At 39.0% G+C, this 14,261-nt stretch carries 14 protein-coding genes; 7 read left to right on the plus strand and 7 right to left on the minus strand.

The features are described 5' to 3' along the window. Nucleotides 1-4: 4 nt before the first annotated feature. The 3 genes from GKR71_RS16815 to GKR71_RS16825 all read left to right on the plus strand — a co-directional run bounded on the left by GKR71_RS16815 (nt 5) and on the right by GKR71_RS16825 (nt 2,528). Entirely contained in the window at nt 5-526 is a 522-nt protein-coding gene (locus GKR71_RS16815) for a GNAT family N-acetyltransferase (protein WP_230085110.1), read from the plus strand. Between the two features lie 107 nt (nt 527-633). Continuing rightward, nucleotides 634-1,593: an acetyl-CoA carboxylase carboxyl transferase subunit alpha gene (gene accA, locus GKR71_RS16820; RefSeq protein WP_154634614.1), complete on the plus strand. Its 960-nt coding sequence runs from the start codon at nt 634-636 to the stop codon at nt 1,591-1,593. Between the two features lie 44 nt (nt 1,594-1,637). Continuing rightward, the gene (locus GKR71_RS16825) at nt 1,638-2,528 is read left to right on the plus strand and encodes a LysR family transcriptional regulator (RefSeq protein WP_154634615.1); all 891 of its coding nucleotides are present in this window, start codon (nt 1,638-1,640) and stop codon (nt 2,526-2,528) included. Between the two features lie 57 nt (nt 2,529-2,585). Here the strand turns inward: GKR71_RS16825 and GKR71_RS16830 are convergent, their stop codons facing one another. The 3 genes from GKR71_RS16830 to GKR71_RS16840 form a co-directional block, all read right to left on the minus strand. Beyond that, nucleotides 2,586-3,053 (minus strand): DUF1456 family protein, encoded by a 468-nt coding sequence (locus tag GKR71_RS16830; protein WP_036948092.1) that lies wholly within the window; start codon nt 3,051-3,053, stop codon nt 2,586-2,588. Between the two features lie 101 nt (nt 3,054-3,154). Continuing rightward, nucleotides 3,155-3,469, minus strand: coding sequence for an AzlD domain-containing protein (locus GKR71_RS16835; protein WP_036948090.1), 315 nt, complete (start codon nt 3,467-3,469; stop codon nt 3,155-3,157). Next, nucleotides 3,466-4,167 carry an AzlC family ABC transporter permease gene (locus tag GKR71_RS16840; RefSeq protein WP_036948088.1) on the minus strand — a complete coding sequence of 234 codons (702 nt, stop codon included), beginning with the start codon at nt 4,165-4,167 and terminating at the stop codon, nt 3,466-3,468. The genes GKR71_RS16835 and GKR71_RS16840 overlap by 4 nt, the downstream gene beginning before the upstream one ends. Before the next feature lie 460 nt (nt 4,168-4,627). Between GKR71_RS16840 and leuE the strand changes: the two genes are divergently transcribed. Together leuE and GKR71_RS16850 are read left to right on the plus strand one after the other, a co-directional pair. After that, nucleotides 4,628-5,269 (plus strand): leucine efflux protein LeuE, encoded by a 642-nt coding sequence (gene leuE, locus GKR71_RS16845; protein WP_036948086.1) that lies wholly within the window; start codon nt 4,628-4,630, stop codon nt 5,267-5,269. Nucleotides 5,270-5,485: 216 nt separating this feature from the next. After that, on the plus strand, nt 5,486-6,241 hold the full coding sequence (locus tag GKR71_RS16850) for a tetratricopeptide repeat protein (RefSeq protein WP_195848986.1): 756 nt from the start codon (nt 5,486-5,488) through the stop codon (nt 6,239-6,241). An 85-nt stretch (nt 6,242-6,326) separates the two neighbouring features. Here GKR71_RS16850 and GKR71_RS16855 read toward each other — a convergent pair whose 3' ends face one another. From GKR71_RS16855 to GKR71_RS16865, 3 genes are all read right to left on the minus strand, one after another. Further along, nucleotides 6,327-9,413 (minus strand): efflux RND transporter permease subunit, encoded by a 3,087-nt coding sequence (locus GKR71_RS16855; protein WP_154634616.1) that lies wholly within the window; start codon nt 9,411-9,413, stop codon nt 6,327-6,329. After that, complete coding sequence (locus GKR71_RS16860) at nt 9,410-10,501, minus strand: efflux RND transporter periplasmic adaptor subunit (RefSeq protein WP_230083117.1); 1,092 nt, start codon at nt 10,499-10,501, stop codon at nt 9,410-9,412. The genes GKR71_RS16855 and GKR71_RS16860 overlap by 4 nt, the downstream gene beginning before the upstream one ends. Nucleotides 10,502-10,613: 112 nt before the next feature. Then, a complete protein-coding gene (locus GKR71_RS16865; RefSeq protein ID WP_154634617.1) occupies nt 10,614-11,525 on the minus strand; it encodes a DMT family transporter in 912 nt (303 codons plus the stop codon). Nucleotides 11,526-11,611: 86 nt separating this feature from the next. On the opposite strand from GKR71_RS16865, the gene GKR71_RS16870 reads away from it, so the two are divergent. Both GKR71_RS16870 and GKR71_RS16875 read left to right on the plus strand, forming a co-directional pair. After that, entirely contained in the window at nt 11,612-12,949 is a 1,338-nt protein-coding gene (locus GKR71_RS16870) for an aminotransferase-like domain-containing protein (protein WP_154634618.1), read from the plus strand. Nucleotides 12,950-12,977: 28 nt separating this feature from the next. Further along, complete coding sequence (locus tag GKR71_RS16875; protein WP_036948071.1) at nt 12,978-13,457, plus strand: NUDIX hydrolase; 480 nt, start codon at nt 12,978-12,980, stop codon at nt 13,455-13,457. A gap of 6 nt (nt 13,458-13,463) precedes the next feature. Here the strand turns inward: GKR71_RS16875 and GKR71_RS16880 are convergent, their stop codons facing one another. Further along, a complete protein-coding gene (locus GKR71_RS16880; protein ID WP_154634619.1) occupies nt 13,464-14,087 on the minus strand; it encodes a LysE family translocator in 624 nt (207 codons plus the stop codon). Between the last annotated feature and the right edge of the window lie 174 nt (nt 14,088-14,261).

The following is a 14,261-nucleotide window of genomic DNA, read 5'->3' on the forward strand; positions in this document are numbered from 1 at the left end:
ATTCGTGATCCCTAAACTTGAAACAGATAGGTTAGTTTTAGCAAAGCATGAGGTTAGTGATTTTTCAGCACTTTCGCAGTTATGGGGACAACGTTCAATGGTTCAGCATATTGGCGGTGTTCCCTCAACGGAGCGCGAATCATGGATGCGTATGCTCGCGTATGGCGGACTTTGGCCTTTACTCGGGTTTGGTTATTGGGCGGTGAGAGAAAAAGCGACAGGAAATTATGTGGGAGACCTTGGGTTTGCCGATTTTCATCGCATTGTTGAACCCCACGTTAAAGGTATTCCAGAAGCGGGATGGGTGATTGCGCCTGAATATCAAGGTAAAGGTTACGCGACGGAGGCGATGCAAGCTGCATTATCTTGGTTAATCGCGGAGCAGAAACATCAAGAAAGTATCTGCTTTATAGGACCACAAAATATACCGTCATTGCGTGTTGCTGAAAAGTTAGGGTATATACAAGATAAAGAAGTGTTCATGAACGGCAGTATCTCGGTATTGTTGCGTAAACATCTTATCTAGCCTTAATTATCCCATTTTTGATAACTATCAATCCTATTCTTATTTATAGAATAGGATTGATCCTCTCAGTAGACTCTTAAAATTACTTGGTCGATTTTAAGGTCACTATGTCTAGCCACTTTCTTGCATTCGAAAAACCCATTATTGAGCTTCATGAAAAAATTGAAGCATTAAATGCCTTTAAGCAAAAGGGCCATCCATCAGAATTAAAACTTGACGAGGAGATCCAATTATTAGAAAAAAAATGCCAATCACTCACTGAGAATATTTTCTCTTCTTTAGGTGCATGGGAAATAGTGCAATTAGCACGTCATCCAATGCGTCCTTACATGCTTGATTATATTTCTCTTATATTTACTGAGTTTCAGGAATTAGCGGGGGATAGAGCATTTGCTGACGACAAAGCTTTAGTTGGTGGATTAGCACGTTTAGACGGTCGCCCAGTTATGGTAATGGGGCAACAGAAAGGGCGGGATACGAAGGAAAAAGTAAAACGTAATTTTGGAATGCCATCCCCTGAAGGTTATCGAAAAGCGCTTAGATTAATGAAAATGGCGGAGCGATTTAAACTGCCAGTTATTACCTTCATTGATTCAGCAGGGGCTTATCCTGGTGTTGGCGCTGAAGAACGTGGGCAAGCTGAAGCAATTGCGCGCAATATTCAGGAAATGTCTTGCCTAACAACGCCGATTATTTGTGTGATCACCGGAGAAGGTTGTTCCGGAGGCGCGCTCGGGATTGGTGTGGGGGACAGAATTAATATGTTGGAATACAGTACATACGCAGCAATCTCTCCGGAAGGCTGCGCTTCTATTTTATGGAAAAATTCCCAAAAAGCGCAAGTTGCGGCTGAGGTGATGGGAATGACCGCGCCTAGACTAAAAGCGCTGGGAATTATCGACACAATTATTCCTGAACCGTTAGGCGGAGCGCATCGAAATTACGCATTGGCTGCACAATATCTGAAGCAGCAACTTATCTACGATTTAAACCAACTTAGTGCATTAGATAAGGATACGTTATTGGATCTACGCTACCAAAAAATAATGGAAATTGGCTATTGCTAATGTTATTAGTGGGGCATTAATGAACACTAAAATTAGGTTGTATTATGTCTGTTGATCTTAATTTACTAAAGGTATTTGTTGCAGTGGCCACTCAGGGAAGTTTTGCTAATGCAGCAAAACATCTCTCAATGCCAACATCAAATGTGAGTCGGCAAATTAAGCAGCTTGAAACTCAACTTAATTGCCGATTGATTGAACGGACTACACGGCAAATGCGTTTAACTGAACAAGGTACTTTATTATTAAATAAAAGCCAAAAATTGTATTTAGAATTAGATGAAACCTTGCAACAAATTAGCACCTCAAAAATATTAAGTGGCACTTTTCGGTTAACTATTCCAAGTGAATTTGGCAGTGTATTATTTGCAGATTTACTGGCTCAATTTGCGCTTACTCATCCTGACCTTGCCATCCACTGTGACACGCAGCTAGCCCCTCTGGATGTTATTGGTGATGACGTGGATTTATTACTGACTTTTCATCGTGGAGCATTGATTGATAGTAGTTATCACTCAAAATTGGTTAAGTCATGGGAAAGTGTTGTCGTTGCTGCTCCTAAATTAATTGAAAAACAAGGGATACCCAGCACCGTGGATGAACTCAGCATGATGCCCTGTATCACGAGTTTCAGTGCGTTGCAGGGGCAGCCATGGATTTTTAGCACACATGATGGTCAGTTAAAAAAAGTCAGTATAAACAGTCAGTACCGTGTTAATAGCGGTATTCTTGCCAGTGCGGCGGCACTTAATGGGTTGGGATTTGCTATTTTATCAAAAGAGGGGTGCCAAAGCGCAATTCAAACGGGAACATTGGTGGAAGTTAGTTTTGATGATATGTATCCAGCGCCGATTGAGCTACGTGCTGTTTATGCCTCAAAACGTTCACTTTCGCCGAAAGTTGATACCTTTTTGAGTTATTTGCTGAAAAATATCTAGGCCGATATTACTATCAGCCTATTGCCATAATGCCAATAAACATTATGGTGATCCGAGTTATTTATTTCCGCGTAGGCGTAGTGTTAAGCCTTTTAATAGGTAACGTAATAGTTGGTCGCCACATTCACGATAATTTTTATGTTCTGGATTACGGAAAATAGCACTTAATTCTGGTTTTGAAACTCGGAAATCAACAGATTGGTAGATTTCCAGTAAATCAACATCTTTCAGTTCAAAGGCAACACGTAATTTCTTGAAAATAATATTGTTATTGATTCTATCTTCAACTTCAGGCGCTGGACGACTTTCATCTTTACCACGGCGATGGTAAATCAATCCGTTAAGAAAGTGACCGAGCACAAGGTCGCTACATTCAACGTAGTCTGGATCGGTATCTTTCTTTAGCCAGAGGCTCATTTCTTCTTTTGTGACTGAAAAGTCTGCAAGTTTTACGATTTCAACCATCTGAGCATCGCTCAAATCCAACATATAACGAACACTTCGTAAAACGTAATTATTTAGCATGGGGTTAATTATCCAACGGATCGATTAAAAAACAGGCTTATATTAGCCATGAAACGTTATTATAAAGCAAAGGCGGCTACCGATGCTTTATAAATTATTGGTTAGCCCATAAAGTAAATCAGTCCATAGAAAAAGACTAAAGTTAATCCGACGGTTACTAACATATTTTTCAGTAAGGATGCAGCCACAACGCAAAATAGCGCTCCCCAAAGATAAGGATTATCAGGAAAACTACGCAATTCATGGTTTTCTAATAAGATTACAGGAGCACAAATTGCGGTAAGCAAACAGGGGGCAGAATAACTGAGCGCTTGGCGTACAATTAATGGTAACCGTATGGGTAATTGAGGGATCAGAAAAATATAACGGAGAGAGAAAACAACAGCCGTTAAACTGATAATTAAAATCCAGATCATTTTTCTTCCCTTAATAAACGAGAGACACCAACAGAAACAAACATTCCACCAACACCGGCAATCACAATTGCACTACTGAACGAATGCATTGATAAGGTAATTGCTGTAATTAATGAAAATAAAACACCACAGGCGGTACTTATTTTTTTAGTGAGTGGAACTACAATGGCCAATAGTGTCGCGACGACTGAGAAATCTAAATGTAATTTACTTAAATCACCCACCAAATTTGCCATCACAATGCCGCATAGGCTGGTGACTAACCACACAAGATAAAAACTAAATCCGGCACCAAATAAATAGGAAAAACTGAGGGCTTGACGCTTGGCTGCACTAATGGCGAATAGCTCATCAGTTAATAGAAAGCCAATGCTTAAACGTTGTGGTGTCGTAAAATTCTTTACGTGAGGGCGCATGGTTAGCCCATATAAAAGATGTTGTGATGTAATAAAGAAGACAGAAATCACAATTGTAATATAGCCTGCCCCAGAGTTGAGTAAACCTAGGGTGACTAACTGAGCTGCGCCTGCAAAAACCATTGCAGACATTGCGATGCTTTGCCAAAAAGAAAGCCCTGTTTCAATGGCCATGGAACCTGCAAGAACTCCCCACGGAATAACTGCAAGATTTAAGGGTAATGTATGGACAGCTCCATCCATCATTGCGCGTTGCCATGGCTTTGGTTGTTGAGACGACATCGATGTGCACCTGTATGTTGAAATGTCATTCATTGAATAAAAGTCTAAACAAAGACAATATTGATTTAACTACAGGTATTTAGAGTAAAAATTATTATTCGATACGCTGTAGGTATCCATTGTTATATCGTGAAATGTGGAACAAATCACTATCTCTACCTACAGACTTTAAATGGTATTAAAAACTAACTTTTTATTAGTTTATGAAGTTTTGTATTGATTAAAAATTTTTTTTGGCTTGATGCTGATTAAGTGATTTTGATTGGGGTTTAATTTCAATTTTAACTGTCAATGTCTATATCAATGACTAGATTATAATTAAATGACTAGGTTTATATTCTGTATATTAACATATCGCTGGTGATATCTTTTATTAAAAATAAAAAATGTGTATCATAGTACCCATTAAGCAAGAATGTGAATTAATTGTTATAACTTTTATTGAGTTAGCGGGTTTATTATGCTTGAAAACTTCGGTATTACAAACTTATGGACTTATCTTATCGGTGTAATTTTTATTACATTGGTACCAGGCCCTAATTCTCTATTTGTTTTAACGAGCAGCGCAAAATATGGTGTAAAAAATGGTTACAAAGCAGCACTTGGTGTATTTACTGGTGATGCATTGCTCATTTTTTTATCATTCTTAGGTGTCGCGTCTTTAGTCAAAACGTCTCCTATATTTTTTAGCGTGATCAAGTATGCGGGTGCTACCTACTTATTTTACTTAGGTATTAAAACGTTGTATGCAGTATTACATAAAAAAGAATCTGCAACAGATGTCGATGGGATCATATTAGAAACAAAAGGCACTTATAAGAAAGCCGTCTTTCTAAGTTTACTAAATCCAAAAATGATCATTTTTTATGTTTCATTCTTTATTCAATTTATTGACCCAGCGTACCCAAGTGCAGGGGTACCATTCTTCGTGCTCGGCGTGATATTAGAAGCATGCAGCATGTTTTATCTATCAATGCTGATATTTGGTGCTGTTGCAGTGACCAACATGGTAAAACACAATAAAAAATTATCTAAATTTTCAAATAGCTGTATTGGTGCCGTCTTTTTAATGTTCGGTGCAAAATTAGCATTAACAGCCTAATTTATTGATTTATAAATTTTTACTAAAGGATAGCTGGCAAATGTGCCAGCTATTTTTTTGTTTTTAATTTATCTTTTCAGGTTTTTTCCTGTTTGCCTTCAGAGTGATGCCTGTCATCATGATGTTAATTTAGTCACGACTAAGTAAGCCGCTGTACAAGGAAGTATGAGTACGGCCATATACAAAACCATCGAATTGATATTAACTGAGGTTGTTATGCACATTCTGGGATTATTAATCTATTTTATTCCTGCGATTTATTTCGCTGTCCATTCAATAAAGAGTAATCAAAACTCTTATTGGTTATTCATTTTATTTGTTTTCCCAATTTTGGGCTCGGTTGTTTATGCGCTGGTCATTTGGATGCCGGCTATGCGTTATTCCCGCCATGGATATAAGTTAGAAAGAGCAATTAAAAAACAATTAGCACCTAATAAAAGCATCAATCAAGCTTTAAAAGAGTATGAATTAAATCCGACCACGAATAGTTGTGTAACACTAGCAGACGCATATACCGATAAAGGTGACTATCAAAATGCGATTAAATACTATCAGGAATCATTGCAAGGAATTAATCAGTATTCACCGGATATTATGTTGAAATATGCGGATGCACTGTATGAAGTGGGGGAATACGCGCGTTGTAAAGAGACGTTAGACCTATTGTGTGAAAAAAATCCAACGTTCAACTCGAATGCAGGACATTTTTTATATGCTCGTTCTTTAGTGCGCTTAGGTTTGGTTACAGACGCTGATAATGAGTTTCGTGCCTTATTAAGTCATCGTGATCATATTGAATACAAGGTTGCTTACGCTGAGTTTTTATTTGAACAAAAACGTGTGATTGAAGCGATGCCATTAATTGATGAAGTGATTAAAACCTATTCACTTTTACCCAAGGCGGCACAGAATTATAATAAGCACTGGTATCAAACGGCTGTGAAATTAAAAAATAGTAAGTTAATAGAATAAGTTAGCTTTCAAATACAATCATTAAAAACATCTCGTTATTGGCTCTCCATCGTTGGTATGGAGAGCCAAATTATTGCAATTATTCCTACCAGCGTTTTATATCTCTATCAGATTGAGTGACAGATGTACATTTCGCTAATAGCGGCAATGTTTTCTTTTTCAAATCATCCATCAAGCTATAAATAACGGGAACAAATAGTAAGCTGAGAACGGTTGAACTCATCAAGCCGCCGATAACAGCAACTGCCATTGGTGCTCTAAATCCCGCATCAGCTCCAGTTGTGAGTACGAGGGGGATCATCCCTGCAATCATGGCAAAGGTAGTCATAATAATAGGACGGATTCGTTCCTGACCCGCTTCGATAATAGCTTGTTGTCGATTTAAACCAGCTCGTTCTTTTTCAAGAATAAACTCCACCAAAAGTATCGAATTTTTGGTGACTATTCCCATTAACATTAAAATACCAATAATGACAGGAAGATCTATCATTGCACCATATAACACTAAGGCGATAATGGCTCCCCCGATAGAGAATGGTAGTGCCACTAAAATCGTTATAGGTTGCATAAAATCTTTAAACAAAATAATGAGTATGGCGAATACCAGTAGTACACTGAAAAGCATTGTTGTACTAAAACGTTCAAACATATCGAGCATGAACTCCATATCACCATACTCTAATGGCTCAATACTTTTTGGTAGTGATTGATATTCAGGAAGTTCGACAACGCGTTCCAATGCTTCGCCAAGTGATAACCCATCTAAATTACCTTCAATAGACATTTTCCTAGCTCGATTTATGCGGTCAATCTGTGATGGTCCATCGCTAAAATTAATGTTAGCAACGGATTTAAGTGGCACAGTTAAATCGTTACCGCTACGAATATAGAGATTACGCAACGCGCTTACGTCATTTTTTTGATTGTCAGGTAAAACAACCTGTAACGTTAATTGTCTATCCGGTAAATTAAACTTAGCGCTGCGAGAGTTCGATTCTCCCATTGTTGCCACTCTTAATGTATTGGCGATTTCTTCTATATTAACTGCAGTTCTTCCTAAATCTTGCAGGTCAGGGGAAATAATCAGCTCTTTACGTAAAAGTGGTTTAATAACACGCACATTATTAATGCCATTTACGTTGGCAACTGCATCGCGAAGCTTATGCATTTGAATTTCTAGCTCTTTGGGATCAGCTCCTGTAAAGGTCAATGAAAATTCTTTATTTCCTTCGCTATTACTGAAGGTATAGCGTGCATCTGGAGTTTGTTGTAATAGGTGAGAAATTGAGTTTTCAAACTGTTTTTGTGACATTTCACGTTCATTTGGTTCTGTTAATGTCAGAATTATTTGGCCTTTATGTTGAGCTATTCCATCGGCGTCATCACTGATCCCCGCAATGGTATAAATTGACTTTATTTCAGTACGTGACTTCAATTGTTCAGTCATATTCCTAACCGCTTTTTGCGTTTCTTCGACAGGGGTTCCCGGCGGTAATTCCACTTCAATCTGGCTAACACTAATATCGCCTTCAGGCATAAAGCCAATAGGCAGATAAGTAATACTGGAGATTGAACCAATCAAAAATATAAATGCGAATGAAAGGGCGAGTTTGCGATGTTTCAATGTCATTACTAACAATTGAGAATATCGATTGATCCAGTTAGGTACAGAATGTTCGGTCACTTTCTTTTTTGCAGGTAATAAAACATAGGCCGCCATTAATGGCGTAACTAATCGGGCTACTAGTAACGAAGATAAAACAGCCGCGGAAACGGTAATACCAAAAGGCACAAAGTATTTACCAACAAAACCGCCAATAAAACTGACGGGTAAGAATACCGCAACAATAGTGAGTGTGATGGCGATAATGGCAAAACCTATCGCGTCTGAGGCTTTTAAAGCGGCTAAATAAGGGCGTTCGCCTCGCTCTATGTATTTTTGAATATTCTCAATTTCGACAATTGCATCATCGACCAAAATACCGATGACTAATGTCAAAGCAAGCAGTGTCATACTATTAAGTGAATAACCAAATATTGCCAATACCAAAAAGGTGGGAAGGATAGATAAAGGCAATGCAACAGCCGCGACCAAGGTAGCTCGCCAACTTTTTAAAAAGAAGAAGACAATGATAACGGTTAAAAATGCACCTTCTAATAAAGTTTGGATTGTTAAATGGTAGCTTGACTCCGTATATTTCACAGTTGATGAAACAAGCTGAATAGAAATATCAGGATGTTTCAGTTTTAACTGTGCAAGTTCATGTTCAACATTATTTGCTACCTCGGTATCACTGGAACCTTTTGCACGAAATACGGCGAAACCAACTACATCTTTACCATTTAATTGCGAAATAGTTTTGGCTGTTTTTTGACCCTGATAAATTGCAGCAATATCCCCGAGTTTAATCCACTGTTGATTACCAATAGGTAACTGAATATCGTTAATTTCATCAACGTTCTTTTTTTCACCTAAAATCCGAATAGTATGTTGTAGGTCATTATATTTAGACGAGCCACCAGCGGAATTTTGATGCACGCTTCTGAGTAATTCATTAATGCTCAGAATAGACAATTGTAATGCTGCAAGTTTATCGGTATCAGGCTCAATACGAATAACGCTATCAGCACCACCAAGGCGGCTAACTTTTTGTACTCCGTGAGCCGTAATTAACTGCTTACTGACTGTATCATCAATAAACCAAGATAAATCGGCAAGGGATTGGCTATCTGATGAAACGGCGTAACGTAATATTGCACCGCCTTCGATATCAATACGGTTAATTAATGGTTCATCAATTGTTTGCGGTAAATCACTGCGGATTTGTGCGATTTGTTCCCGAATATCATTGGTTGCAATATAGGCATCCACGGTTAAATCAAATTCAACCGTGGTGGTGGAAATGCCTTCAGTGATGGTTGATGTGATATGACGGATCCCTGGAATACCAGAAACTGCCCGTTCAACTGGTTTCGTGATAGCGTTTTCCATTTCGGTCGGGGATGAGCCATCTTGCGTAATGGTCACTGTGACTATTGGAAAATTAACTACCGGGTTTGCAGTAACAGGCAATTGATTAAAAGAAAATATACCCGCAATTGTGAGTGCTAAGAACATAACTATAGTAGGAATAGGGCGCGTGATTGCCCATGAAGATAGTTGGAGTTTCATTGACTATCCTTGACTGGGGTCACTGTATCATTTTCAGTTAAAAAGGCTTGGGCATTGGTGACAACAACGGTATCACTCGAAATAGGGGATAAAATCTCGATACGACCATCATGAATTTTTCCGGTGGCTATTTTTTGCTGCTTCACTTTATTATCAACAACAGTGAAAATAACTCGTTCACCATTATCTAATGTTCGAATGGCACTGTATGGGAGCGTAGTTTGCAGTTTTTCTGGATTGGAAATAATCGCGGTACCTGATTCTCCAGCTTGTAGATTATCTCCATTTTCGGCGAGAGAAATACGAATCTTTCCTTGTTGTGAAATAGGATCTACTTTCGGTGCTAAGTAACGTAATTTTCCTGCTATTTGATGATTGTTAGGCGCTTTTAATTGAATAAACGTCAGATTTGATAAACGTTTTAATTCTGAAATATGCGCTAACGCATCAAATTCAATTTCACCATCTTCAATGATTTTAAACAGTAACTGATTATCCGTTAACATTCCGCGAATAGCATGACGCTCACTGATCACGCCTGAAATAGGCGCAATGATCCGTGACTTATCTTGTTGGCTTTTTTCTTTCGCGAGCTGAGCTTGTAATTGACGCAGTTCTGCTTTATTAGCATCTAAAAGTGCATTAGCCGCTAAAGATTCTGATTTTGCTTTTTCAAAGTCGTTGGCAGAAATAACCCCAGTTTTAGCCAGCGGAGCTAGACGAGAAAGTTCTTTTTGCGCTTGTTCTGCCACTGCTTTTTGCTGCTTAATATAGGCTGTGGCTTTTTCAGTTTCAGCTTGTAACTGGCTTACAGATGCATTTTGGAGTGGAGATTCTAATATGGCGAGTAGTTGGTTTTTCTCAACCCATTGACCTTCTTCAACCAGTACATCAATCACCATTTGTTGTTGCAAAGGTGAGCCAATCGCAATTTCATTTTTTGCAACAAATGTTCCCGGTAAGGACAAGGTTTCCGTATAGGGTATTTGCTTAGGCGAAGTCACACTTAATCGCATGGTTTCAGAAAATGAGACCGGCGATATAAACAGCATACAAAACAGTAGGGAGGTAATACTAAAACGTTTCATAAACCCATAAATCCTAATCGTGATATTGAGGGTAAATTAATGAAATCGCCTCAGCATTACCATAAACCAAAGTTAAACCTTAATTTTCCGTTAAGGTTAGTTATTTCAATATTTAACGTGAAAAACGTTTTGAACCAGCGACACACAGAATGACTCCAAGCGTAGACATGATCATGACGCTATTAACTGTTTCATTAAGTAGCCAAGCGGAAAGTACTAATCCAATAAACGGTTGTAATAGTTGCAATTGACTGACGCCCGAAATTCCGCCTTCAGCCAGCCCTCGGTACCAAAAAAAGAAACCAATTAGCATACTAAATAGAGAGATATAACCTAGGCCCATCCATGCTTCAAATGGCACAGTAGAAAACGTGGGTGGTAAGCGCAAAATACTGAATATCACCATGATGGGTAACGCTAAAACCAACGCCCAGCAAATCACCTGCCAACTCCCTAATGATTTTGAAAGTACAGCACCTTCTGCGTAGCCCAATCCACAGACAATCACAGCAATGACCATATATAAGTCACCTTGCCATGCGTGAGTGGCTCCTTGAAGAATTGCGAAGCCGATTACAAATAAACTTCCCATGACTGAAAACAACCAAAACAATTTGCGAGGGCGCTCTCCTGCCCGTAAAACGCCGAATAAAGCGGTAGACAAAGGAAGCATCCCTAAATATACAATGGAGTGAGATGAGCTAATGTACTGTAATGCAACAGCAGTTAAGAATGGAAAGCCAAGCACCACACCAAATGTCACGATAAGAAGAGGAATCAACTTTTGTCTTGCTGGGATTTTTTGGCGTAAAGCTATCAAAACAATCAGAGCCAAAATTCCAGCGATGGTAGCCCGTAGAATGGTCAAATAATCGGGCGAAAACCCACTGATAGCCAGTTTGGTTGCGGGAAGTGAGCCACTAAAAATAGCAACACCAATAAATCCACTGATCCAACCGCGAGTGGTATGAGAGGGATCCGTTATGGAAACGCTGCTCGATGTTAATAATTTACTTTGATTCATAATTGACCGTTATTATTAGTAATTGAGTTTTACTAAGCTAATCGACATAATCATGACAATCAAAAAATTGTCATAGGTACAATTTCATGACTCAGAATCGTTATAAGCAGTATGTTGACTTGCTTTCAACGCAAATCATGAGTGGCGAATTGAAAGCGGGGGAGCGTTTGCCTACGCATCGCCGTTTTGCGGAAAAATCGGGTATTTCCTTAGTGACAGCTTCTCGGGTATATCGAGAACTGATTGAACGGGGCTTGATCATCGGGGAAACCGGGCGAGGCACCTTTGTCCGAGATATCAATCTATTGCCCAAGTTAAGTATTGAGCAAGATGTCGCTAAAAACGCGTTAGACCTGAATTTCAGTTATCCGATTGCGAAAGAACAAACCAAACTATTACGGGAATCGTTACGGGAAATAGCGGTTGGTGGTGATCTAGAAGGGATTCTTTATTATCAACAACATACAGGGCGGGAACATGAAAGAAAAACGGTCGCTAAATACTTAAAACAGCGTGGGTTAACTCATGCAACGGCAGATACAGTGGCTTTAGTGAGTGGTGGGCAACATGGTTTAGCTACCATCATTTTAGGTATGTTCAGTCCTGGGGATATTATTGCCGTCGATGCCTTAACTTACCCGGGGTTTAAGGCTCTTGCAAAAATTTACCATTTAGAACTGATATCTGTGCCTACGGCAGAAAATGGTCCAAACTTACAAGCGTTGAATAGGCTATGCCAACAGAGAAAAATTCGAGCTTACTATGCGATGCCGACTTTGCATAATCCACTAGGCTGGGTGATGAGTTTATCGGAGCGTAAAAAGTTGGTGGATATAGCTAAACGGCACCAATTTTTCTTAATTGAAGATGGATCTTATGCCTTTTTGCAGCGACCAGCAGTTGTTCCATTAGCAACGCTGGCACCTGAAATTACATTTTATACAACAGGTTTTTCGAAGAATATTGCAACGGGATTACGTGTCGGCGCGGTACTGGCACCGCAACAATATATTGAAAACATCGAGCGTATTATCCGAATTACAACATGGAATACACCGGCAATAACCACGGCTATCCTCTGTGATTGGATTGAAAAAGGTGAGGTAGATAGCATTGAAAGGGATAAGCGACGGGATGCAAAAATACGGCAAGCAATAGTCCAGAAAATTTTTACGGATATACCCTATATTGCGCATCCTGCTAGCTATTTTGTTTGGTTACCATTACCTGATGGCGTACGCGCAGATGCAGTCGTCAGTGAATTAAAAAAGCAAAATATAGCCATTAGCAGCGCAGAGTCTTACAGCACATCAAACTCAGTACCGCAGGCGTTAAGAATAGCAATTAGTACCTTATCCCATGAAGAACTGGCGGTGGCAATAGCGGCGATTAGGGGCGTTGTATTGTACTTAATTGATTTATAAAGATGATAGGTATAAAGGAAGAAAAATAGTGGAACATATCAAACATTTTACGGCGACGGCGATGATCTGTAATTCCCGAGGGGAATTTCTATTACATGAGCACCCTAAGCTAGGTATCTGGCTACCTCCTGGAGGTCACGTTGATCCAAATGAAGAACCACAAGATACCGTTGTTCGTGAAGTGTTTGAAGAAACAGGCTTACGGTGCCGAGTGATTGATTGCCGCTATCCGTTACACTCAAAGGTAAATGATTCAAGAAATACTCTCTCTTTACCAATTCCTTTAGCTATTTTAAAAGAATTCATCGCAGATAAGCGCCAAGGAGATCATTGGCATATCGATATGGTTTATCTCTGTGAGCTCATAGACGAAGAAATCCAATGCAATGCAGATTTTCATTGGATTTCTCTGAGTAAAATGAATGACTTAAACCTTCCTAAAGATGTGGTGGAGCTTGCCATTATGGTGAATGAACATTTTCAAAATGGTTCGGTTCATTCGAAATGAATTCAGTCATGATGAAATACTAAAAAAGAGCAAAGAGATACCCAGAATAATTAATAAGGTGCCGATAACTCTATCCATAATGAATTGATATTTTAAGATTTTATTTCTAATCAATGGTGCTGCAAAAAATAGAGCAATTAAACTAAACCAAACCCAATGCGCAAAAGAAATAAATAATCCGTAGCTGAAGTTTAGCCATTGAGAATTACCAGCTTGGATCACTTGGGTGTAGACCGAAACAACGAAAAACATCGTTTTAGGGTTGAGTGCATTGGTTAAAAAACCCATTTTAAATGCGGAAAATGAAGAGGGTGCTGATGTTGGGTTAAGGTTATCGCTGGCGTTAATGGCTGTTTTGTTTGTTAGGGATTTAAAGCCGATATACACCAAGTATGCGACGCCAAGGAGTTTGACTGCCATAAATAATGTAGGGGAACTCATAATGATCAGAGTCACGCCAAAAATGGTATACAACACATGAATTTGCACTCCAGCAGCAATACCAAGGGCACTGAGTAAACCCGTTTTGGTGCCATAGGAGTAGCTATTTCTGGTGACCATAGCGAAGTCGGGACCAGGGCTAATAACCGCCAAAATAGTGATGGTGGCAACAGCGATAATTTCATTCATAGTGAGATCCTAATGGTAATAAAAACTGACTTAATTTTGGGGTGGAAAATAGATTTGATTAATTAGATATATTGATTATCAATAGATTGTAGTTAGATAAAAAGCGATTTATTCTCAATGAAATCTGTCAGTTTTCGTTACCTATTTAATTGTGAAACTACTCATTTTATAAGC

The sequence above is a fragment of the Providencia sp. wls1922 genome (genome assembly GCF_009706505.1).
Lineage (GTDB): Bacteria > Pseudomonadota > Gammaproteobacteria > Enterobacterales > Enterobacteriaceae > Providencia > Providencia lanzhouensis.